The sequence below is a fragment of the Paenibacillus sp. FSL K6-4396 genome (assembly GCF_038002525.1).
Lineage (GTDB): Bacteria > Bacillota > Bacilli > Paenibacillales > Paenibacillaceae > Paenibacillus > Paenibacillus amylolyticus_B.
Window position 1 is genome coordinate 6,175,480 of record NZ_JBBOCR010000001.1, and the last position, 9,190, is coordinate 6,184,669.

Consider the following 9,190-nt stretch of genomic DNA (forward strand, 5'->3'; position numbering starts at 1 on the left):
AGCTTATTTTTTTCGGTCCTGATCTATCGGATTTGTCATTTTGGGACGCATTCTCATCATATTTAGCGGTGCACGGATAACGAAGTCCTTCCATTCATTGATGTGATAAGGAACCGCTGGTGCCACATAAGGTACGCCAAAGCTTGAGAGTCGTGCCAGATGCGTACACACAAGCAGAAAGAACATAACCACGCCAAACAATCCGAGTACGGCTGCGCTGAACATAGCGGCAAATCGGAGAATCCGTAGTGTTAATCCCGCACTATAGACTGGAATCGTAAAGGAAGAAATGGCCGTAACCGCTACGACAATGACCAGAAATTGGCTTATAATTCCCGCCTGCACTGCTGCTTGGCCAATAATCAGACCTCCTACGATACCCATCGCTGGCGCAATTGGTTTAGGCAGCCGTATCCCTGCCTCCCTCAGAATTTCAATCGAAAGTTCCATGATCAGTACTTCAATGATCGAAGGAAACGGCACGCCCGTCCGCGTTTCAATAATCGTCAGTACCAGCTTCGTTGGAATAAGACCCGGATGGAAGGAGATAAACGAGATATAGAGCGCAGGAGCAAGCAATGCCAGCATCGCGGCCATAAAACGCAGCACTCGCAAAAATGTTCCGGGAATCCAGCGTTCATAATAGTCCTCGGGTGACTGAAGCAACATGCTAAAGGTCACCGGTACAATTAATACAAATGGCGTTCCATCCAGCAAAATTGCCACTCGGCCTTCCAGAAGGGCACCCATTACCCGGTCAGGTCTTTCTGTATTCAGTACCTGCTGAAAAGGACTCAGCGTATTATCTTCGATGAGTTGTTCCACATAACCTGATTCCAGCATCGAATCCATATCCATCTCTTCAATTCGCTTGCATACTTCAGCCACGAGTTTGGGATCGGCAATATCCTGAATATAGGCTATCGCCAAATCTTTTTTGATCCGTGAACCCACTTCATACTTCTTAATAAACAGGCTCTGATCACTTCCATAACGACGCAAAATGCCTGTATTATCGCTTAATTGCTCTGTAAAACCAATACGAGGTCCACGGAGCAATCCCTCTGACAACGGTTCATTTACACCACGTGTTTTGATCTTATGAGCTCCAATTAATAGAGCTCCCGGCAATCCATCGACCAACAGTGCATTCTTGCCAAAAAGCACGCCAACTGAGACCTTTTGAAGGGACTGGGTCTCCTCAATCAAACTGACAGGTAGTAGCTGACCTTGCAGGTAGGCCGATAGTAAATGTGCATTATCCGGATGGAGGAAACCTTCCTGCTTAAGTAAAGGGACACCTTCTAACATCAACGGTGTTATCAAGTGATCATCAATTAAGTCCTGATCTACCAGACCTTCGGTATATACAACGGCTGCCCGTGTATTCGTTCCCCTAATCGTAAATTCCCGAATATGCACGTCAGCATTTTGACCAAAGCTTTCTCTTACACTGGTCAGATCCGTATTGTACTTGCCGGTTAATTTAATATTCGCATATTGGCCTGTTTCGGTCCCTTCACCCTGCCCTTTAGCTGCTGGCGAGATATCCTTCGAGGATACGGACGATTGCTTCGAACGAGAGAAGCTTCCGCGCTTAATGGCAGCATTGATCCAGCGCGCGCTCAAGGTAATACCAATTGGAATGATGAAGACCAAGAATGCCTGGATCCATATGGACCAATCCGGCACGTAGGATACAATTGTTGACCACATGTTCCCACCCCAACATTTCTCTGCATGACAAAGCTGCAGGTATTCCCAAGTATTGTGTCCCCGTTTGATCACAATAATTCCCGTTTTTTTGTGTACAGAACAGCAAAAAAAAAGCGGTTCCTTTATTAGGAACCACTATTTGCTCTATATTATACGATTCTGGTCACATGCTCCGCTTTGGCATCCAACAAGTGAGCTGATGCAGCAATTGCTGTAAAATCATTCAGTGCAATCTCAATCTGCTTCTGGCTCTGCTCCACATATTCTTCTACCTTTTTGGTACCGCCTGTGATATTACCAATCTCCTTCGTTATTCCGGTAACGCTATCACGAATCTCATTAATCGAACTCTCCACCATTGCGGATAGTTTCTTAACTTCCTTGGCCACGATATCGAATCCTCGTCCAAATTCTCCTGCATGTGCAGCCTCAATGGCAGCATTCAACGCGAGCAGTTGCGTCTGAGACGAAATCTCGCGTATCGTTCGTACCACGCCCTGAATTGATCCGGCTTGTTCCTGCAAATGAGTCAACGTTGCACGGTTAGAAGTCGACACCTCAGAGATATAGGAGATACTTGACATTAATTCCTGGCTCCGTTCAATGCCTACATCTGCCTGCCCATTCAGTTCATGGGACATCGTTTTCAGCTCATTCACTACGACCGAAATGTTGTTCTGACGGTTGGTAATGTTGGTGGCGATTTTGGAGACACCAAGTATCTTCTGATTCGTCTCATCGTACACCGGCATATATGTCGCCTCAAGCCATACGGAATTCCCCTTTGCATCCTTGCGTTCAACCTTGTCCTGGAAGCTGACACCATTAAATATGCTATTCCAAAAAGCATCATAGTCCGGGGTATTTGCAAATTGACCAAAGCATAGTTGCTGATGCTTCATGCCATACATCTCATCTACCGTATATCCCATCGTTTGGGCAAAGACTTCATTTACGTAGGTTACCCGGCGATCCAGATTGAATCGAATGATAGCAAGATTTTTCTCCATCGCCTTGATGACCATTGCATCGGTGACAACATCTTTCTTTTCCATATCTAATATAGACACTTGATAACCCCCACAGTTCATTCCATAATAGACAGCATTTAACTAGCAAAAACGATCATAACAACGTATGTATCCATCAGGTTCTAGATGGCTCTACTATTGATACCCGATTTGCAGCATTTTGGATCATCTGTTGTCATTTATTTTTTCAAGAAAATCTTTGTTTCAATGCTTCTTCAATATCCTGGATAAAAGGCATCCGTCAACATACCTTCGGTGCATGTTCATCATCCAGAAAAGAGAGGTTATAGCTTATCTTATCCGTAAAATATCTCTGTATCTACTTGTACGTATCGTAACATAGGGCAAAGAGGTATAAACTTCTGTATTTGTAACGTATTTGTAACATAATTTCTGTTTTTTTAGTGGCCGCTTAGCCCCTATATACAAGAAAAACAGAACGATTTGTCGTGCATCGTCCTGTTTCTTATCCAGTCTCATCGTTATTATTTTTTTCGTGGTGTCCAGCGCTTCGCTTCACTATGATTCGGATACTGGATGCCCGCAGGGTAGGAGATCAGCTCGATCAGCATCCCCCAAGGTGCTCTTCCATACACAAACTGACTGCCTTCCCCGCCTTCAATATGACCGGACAACGCCCCAGGCTCTGTTAGCAACACCCCGCCCGCTTCTTTGAAGTGTCGTGCAGCTTCTTGCATATCGTCCACATACAACGCCATATGCTGCAATCCGTAATCCGATGCCCTAACTGGCTCCGATTGTGCTGTATTCGTGTACTGAAATAGCTCTATACTGGCGCTCTCCCCAAGAGATAACATTCGAATATGAATAACCTTTGCTCCTGAACGCAGTCCTAATTTAAGCTCTGCCTCAGGTCCTTCCTGTGGGGGATCATCCGGCATTATATGGTCATAGGCAAGTTGAGCTCCAAACGCCTGTTGTAGAAATAGTGTCGCCTGCGCCATATCCGGTACAGTTATTCCAATATGGTCGATTCCTCTCGTAATCATAGTATCCCTTCTTTCCTTTATCCACTGAACTTGCTTGTACACAGCGACATCCATACCTATATGATTTACACGAAAAGAGATCTGCTGTAACCATCGATTGCTCGAACAACCTTGTATAGAACCGAAAAAAGAAGAGCGCATGATATCCATGGCTCTTCTTTCTTTGATGTTTTTAAGTTAGTTACAGGTTTACATACCGAGTGCTTAACTGGTGGCCTGAACTCATTTTAAAAATCATGCACAGTTACACATAACTGAATCGCAATGCCAAATGGGTCCCGTACAATGCCATAACCTGGGCTGAATTCATTTTGCTCGTAAGGTACCAGTACCTTCACGCCCTCATGTTGCATCAGAGAATGATACAGTTGATCGATTGTATCTTTATCCTTGGATTGAATACATAGTGACGTGCTGTTCCCCAGCTGCCATGCTCTCTCCGTGTCCATTGCTTCTTCCGCAATCATGACCTTGTTAACCCCAATCTCCAGCACCGAATGTGTAATATACTCATCTTGACCGGCAGGGTACTCAAAACCCGGGTTCATCTCCTTCATCTCTTTATAACTTTTCTTGAATATCACCTTGGCGCCCAGAAACTCCTCATAAAAAGCAATGGCTGCTGCCGCATCACCGTTCATCGACAAAAATGGTATCACTTCAAAATTCATTATATTGCCTCCTTGTTCCTATTGGATTACACTTATCACTATAACAACGAAAGGTGCCAATCCATGGCACCATTAAGAGGGTTTGATATGAAAAAATCAGAACGTATGAACCAGATGCTGCGCTTTATTAATCAAAAACAACAGTTCACTCTGCAAGATCTCATGCAGGAGTTCCAGATCTCCAAACGAACCGCTTTAAGAGATATCGCTTCATTGGAAGAGTTAGGTGCGCCCATCTATGTCGAATATGGACGCTATGGCGGATATCGACTGCTGCAACAGATGCAGCTGCCTCCCATTTCGTTTAATACGGGGGAGCTTCATGCCCTTTATTTTGCGATGCAGGCTCTCCGCAGCTTCTCCAACTTACCTTTTCAAGTCTCTTTCCGTACCATTCATGAGAAATTTATGAGCGCGTTATCCGACAAGCAACGACAGGATATTGAGAACATCCAACACCGGGTTTACTTCCAACATACCGAGCAGATCCGCGACAGTGCACATTTGGAGTTTCTGTTGATGGCTGCTGTGCAGAATATAGTGATCCAGATTACGTACGCTAATCAGCGTAGATCCTCTGATCAAAGGTCATCTTCTGCAAACACCAATATCCGCACCATTCAACCCATCGCGCTCTATGCCAGGAAAGGCTATTGGTATTGCCAGGCCTATGATATGCATAAACAAGCGTATCGTGTATTCCGCTGCGACCGTATCGTTTCAGCCGAAACAACGGAGATTGAGCCTTTAACTCATGTAAAGGAACTCTATTCACAGGATGCCCAATCTTTATGGAAACCATCGGAACAAGCAATTCCATTTAAATGCCTGATTGATGAAGCCGGGATGGAGCTATTCCAGCAAGAACATTTCCCATCTATGCAGATCATCGAGCAGATGGGACACATGTATCTTGTCGGTTCGTATGAACCTCACGAGCTTGATTTCATAGTGAGATATCTTGCGGGCTATGGTAAATCGATTAAGATTATGGAGCCCGTCATCTTACAGAAAGCATTAAGGCAGTACTATCTGGACTTGTTGGATCATGTATAAAGATCATATTTCTATATCCATTTTACTTCACATGCCTTTTAGCTCTGCTCCCGGCTAACTTTTAACATTTTTTTATTACCAATAGCCAATTGAACGATAATCTGCAACACGATGATGATAGCCAAGCCATAAAATGCTTGCACGAAGCTGCCTGTTAGATCGCGGAGCCAACCAATCGCCAGCGGCCCAAGTGCTCCAAGAATGTAGCCACCAGATTGAGTCATCGCGGACCAGCTACTCGCTTCCTGAGCATTTTTTGTCTCATCAATTGGCAACATGAGTGCAATCGGGAACAGTCCACCTGCACCAATACCGAGCGGGATCGCTGCGAACCACGGACTGACAGAGAGATTCAGCATCAGGACACCTGTTAATTCCAACATCGCACATCCAACAAGCCAGAAGACACGTCTTTGGTATCGGTGTACAAGCATGGGAATGAATAACGTTGAGGGCAGTGATATCAATGTAAATAACGTTTGGATGTTGCCAGCAGTCTCTTGGCTATATCCATGGCTTTGAATGGCTGGCGCAAGCCAGGCGGTTAATGAATAGAAGATCGCGGCCATCAGTCCGAAGAACAGTGTCAGCACCCATGCACGCCTGTTCTTCACCGGAAGTGGTGCATGAATGACAGCCGAGGTTTGTCCGGATTGTCGCTCTGTACGCGCAGACCAAGCTAATTTTAACCAGATCGGCAATGCAATGGCAGCGAGTAATGCCCATGTAGCCAAAGAACCTCTCCAAGATCCCCCCAACGTATGCTGAAGCGGAACCGATAATCCCACACTAATGCTGGCCCCCATCACCATTGCTGTAGAGTAGATGCCGACCATGGCTGCCACTCGGTTAGGGAAATACTGCTTAATGAAGCTGGACAACAGCGGCCCTGCCAATGCAATCCCTACACCTGACAGAAAAGAAGTGAACATCATCAACGGAGTTGCTCCTACGAACAATCGTAATCCCGTACCTATCCCAATAAAGATTAAAGCCAGCACAATGGCACCTTCGTTCCCCCACCTTCTACTTAGTCTTACAGAGAATGGAGCGAATATGCCCATACATAATACGGGTAGTGTAGTTAACAGACTGGCGGTCATGCCACTCAAACCCAGATCATTCTGTATGGTACTCATCAGAGGAGAAATGGAAGTAATCGGTGGTCTTAAGTTCAGTGAAGCCAGAATAAGCGCCAATACAATATAAAAAAATTTCATTATGGATCACCTCATGGTAGTAGTATCGTTGCCTTCACCAAAGACCCCATTTGTTAACGACAAGATCTTCGGGTGGTGCACGATTAAGTATAGAATCATCAGAATGATTGAACAATACTATTATTTCTATTAAAATGATTACTAAAACCAATGATTAGAGGTGAATTCATGGAGATTCGTCAAATGGAAAACTTTATTACAGTGTGTGAGGAGCTTCATTTTACACGGGCAGCTGAGAAACTTGGCATATCTCAACCTACGTTGAGTCAACAGATACGTGGGTTGGAGGATGAACTTGGTGTTCCTTTGTTTGACCGTGTCGGCAAAAAAATTGTGATGACCCAGGCAGGCACTCTGTTTCTGGAGCACTGTGTACAGATGATCCGGCATTTACAGAATACCCAAGATGCGTTGGCTGAATTTCGGAATGATCAGCGGGGACGATTGGTTATTGGTGTTCTTCCATCCGATTTGGATTACCGTATTACTCCGCTGCTCGTTGATTTTCATGCCCGATTTCCCAAGGTGCAATTGAAGGTTATCTCTTCGATCTATGTCGTAAATCAAGTGTTGGAAAATGAAGTCGACATCGGCATCGAGATCACGTCTGCCCCTGATAGGCGGCTTGTGCGCATTCCTTTGTGCAGTGAAGAATATGTACTCGTTGTTTCCGAGAATCATGATTGGGCTGAACGAAGCACCATTGAAATTCAAGAGCTACGTGATATCCAAACGGTGATGTTCCCCGAAGGATTTACAGGCAGAGAATTGGTCGATGGCTATTGCCGTAAATATGGATTTACCCTAAATACCATCATGGAGACCAGTTCGGCAACCTCCATCATTAGCCTGGTCAAAGCCAATGTCGGAGGAACACTGCTGCCTTTTCCTCTGATCAAAGCCATGAATGAGCCTACGCTACGTTGCATCCGAATTACAGACGATCCGCCATACCGGCACTTTGAGATCATCCATCGGTCCGACCGTTACCTAACGCAATCGGCCAAGGCATTTATTGAGAAAACAATCGAGTATTTCAATCAAAGGTGAGATTAAAAGGAGGATACTGAAATGAAAATAAGAGAAGTTGGTTTGTTGACACATCAGGTCGAGGCCATAAAAGAGTTTTACGGTACACTACTGGAAATGGATCTTGTGGAGGATAATGCAACATGCGTTTCATTCCGTGCGGGGAACTCGGTCCTCTCTTTCAAGAAGGCGCCAGAACAAGAAAAGCCCTACTATCATGTAGCATTTACGATTCCAACGAATAAACTTGCTGATGCGAAAAGGTGGGCTCAAGACCGTAACATTTCAGTGCTCTCCAAAGATGGACAAGATGAATTTTATTTCCCCTACTGGGATGCAACAGCCTTCTATTTTTATGATCCAAGCGGCAACTTGATGGAATTTATCGCTCACCATTCACTCGATAATGCAGTTGATGAAGCTTTTGAAGCGAAGCATCTGTTATGTATTAGTGAAATCGGTCTGCCTGTCGATGATGTCTCTGAGACGACAAACATATTGAATGGGCATTATCAACTTGAACCCTTTGCCGGAGACGGAAAACAATTCTCCCCTACGGGTGATGCAGAAGGCATGTTTATTGTCATTGATAAACAGATGCCCTGGTTCCCAGACGGGCGTATGCCTGGTGTATTTGCCACGGAGGTAAAAGTTGAAACTGGGCAGCCCGGTAATTTGCGTATACAGGACGATATGTACTCGATTGAATCGATATGATGTAAGAACGTACTGAATGAAAAACTCAAGAGGGATTTCCAGCTCAATACTTACCAAAACCATCCTCACACGTGATATCCGATTTAAGAATTTCGTACAGATTTTGTCTGGAATTCTCTAATTTATTTTGTGTTTCTTCAATTTCTGATATTTTCGCTTGGATAATGCTTGCTTGATCATTATTTGAAAACCCATGTTTAGAGATCATAGATTGGATCTCATTGATCGTAAAACCAACAGCTAAACATTGTTTGACCACTTCCAGATGCTGAATAATGCTCTGCGCATATATTCGATAGTTATTATGATCTCTCAGCATATGTTCATCCGGCCAATTCAACAAAATAAATGATTTTGATAACATCGTCTTGGAGCGCCATTCCGTTAAAGTCTACGACCCTGAAGTGAAAATCCAGTCGCGAGGAGATGACCGAAATACTGGCGAAAGCTTCACGTGCCCCTTCGGCCATTAACATGCAACCTTGGCGTTTCTTGTTATCGACAGTGCTGAAGGCAAAGGGAAACTTGCACCACTGGGCTCTTTTAACCAGACACAGGCACTAACGTCTTCCGCTGTCATTGCCGTATTTTACGATGCTAACAATGTTGAGTACATGGAGGAGATTTTCAGCAAATCAGTGGAAAACATTAATTATACGTTCATAAACAAAGGGTCCTGATGACAACTGTCATCAGGACCCTTTGTTACATAACTTAAATACTTTTGTCAGGTGATAAAA

9 protein-coding genes and 1 pseudogene are annotated in these 9,190 nt (G+C 44.4%); 4 read left to right on the plus strand and 6 right to left on the minus strand.

The window, feature by feature from the left end; translation table 11 throughout:
* Window positions 1-3: 3 nt before the first annotated feature.
* The 4 genes from MHB85_RS27150 to MHB85_RS27165 all read right to left on the minus strand — a co-directional run bounded on the left by MHB85_RS27150 (window position 4) and on the right by MHB85_RS27165 (window position 4,428).
* Entirely contained in the window at window positions 4-1,716 is a 1,713-nt protein-coding gene (locus MHB85_RS27150; RefSeq protein WP_192135708.1) for a spore germination protein, read from the minus strand.
* Between the two features lie 149 nt (window positions 1,717-1,865).
* Window positions 1,866-2,786, minus strand: coding sequence for a methyl-accepting chemotaxis protein (locus MHB85_RS27155; RefSeq protein ID WP_105601973.1), 921 nt, complete (start codon window positions 2,784-2,786; stop codon window positions 1,866-1,868).
* Between the two features lie 446 nt (window positions 2,787-3,232).
* Window positions 3,233-3,757: a VOC family protein gene (locus MHB85_RS27160; protein ID WP_192135705.1), complete on the minus strand. Its 525-nt coding sequence runs from the start codon at window positions 3,755-3,757 to the stop codon at window positions 3,233-3,235.
* A 227-nt stretch (window positions 3,758-3,984) separates the two neighbouring features.
* Window positions 3,985-4,428: a VOC family protein gene (locus tag MHB85_RS27165; protein WP_076253518.1), complete on the minus strand. Its 444-nt coding sequence runs from the start codon at window positions 4,426-4,428 to the stop codon at window positions 3,985-3,987.
* An 87-nt stretch (window positions 4,429-4,515) separates the two neighbouring features.
* Here MHB85_RS27165 and MHB85_RS27170 point away from each other — a divergent pair, with 87 nt between their 5' ends.
* Entirely contained in the window at window positions 4,516-5,484 is a 969-nt protein-coding gene (locus MHB85_RS27170; RefSeq protein ID WP_192135703.1) for a helix-turn-helix transcriptional regulator, read from the plus strand.
* Window positions 5,485-5,522: 38 nt separating this feature from the next.
* On the opposite strand, the gene MHB85_RS27175 is transcribed toward MHB85_RS27170, so the two are convergent.
* Complete coding sequence (locus tag MHB85_RS27175) at window positions 5,523-6,704, minus strand: MFS transporter (protein ID WP_192135701.1); 1,182 nt, start codon at window positions 6,702-6,704, stop codon at window positions 5,523-5,525.
* A 168-nt stretch (window positions 6,705-6,872) separates the two neighbouring features.
* Between MHB85_RS27175 and MHB85_RS27180 the strand changes: the two genes are divergently transcribed.
* The gene (locus MHB85_RS27180; RefSeq protein WP_149846820.1) at window positions 6,873-7,754 is read left to right on the plus strand and encodes a LysR family transcriptional regulator; all 882 of its coding nucleotides are present in this window, start codon (window positions 6,873-6,875) and stop codon (window positions 7,752-7,754) included.
* 21 nt (window positions 7,755-7,775) lie between these two features.
* A complete protein-coding gene (locus MHB85_RS27185) occupies window positions 7,776-8,450 on the plus strand; it encodes a VOC family protein (protein WP_192135699.1) in 675 nt (224 codons plus the stop codon).
* Between the two features lie 43 nt (window positions 8,451-8,493).
* Here MHB85_RS27185 and MHB85_RS27190 read toward each other — a convergent pair whose 3' ends face one another.
* Window positions 8,494-8,814 carry a MerR family DNA-binding protein gene (locus MHB85_RS27190; protein ID WP_192135697.1) on the minus strand — a complete coding sequence of 107 codons (321 nt, stop codon included), beginning with the start codon at window positions 8,812-8,814 and terminating at the stop codon, window positions 8,494-8,496.
* Here MHB85_RS27190 and MHB85_RS27195 point away from each other — a divergent pair.
* A pseudogene (locus MHB85_RS27195) lies at window positions 8,768-9,094 on the plus strand (nitroreductase family protein); the annotation flags it as partial. The gene MHB85_RS27190 and the pseudogene MHB85_RS27195 overlap by 47 nt on opposite strands.
* Between the last annotated feature and the right edge of the window lie 96 nt (window positions 9,095-9,190).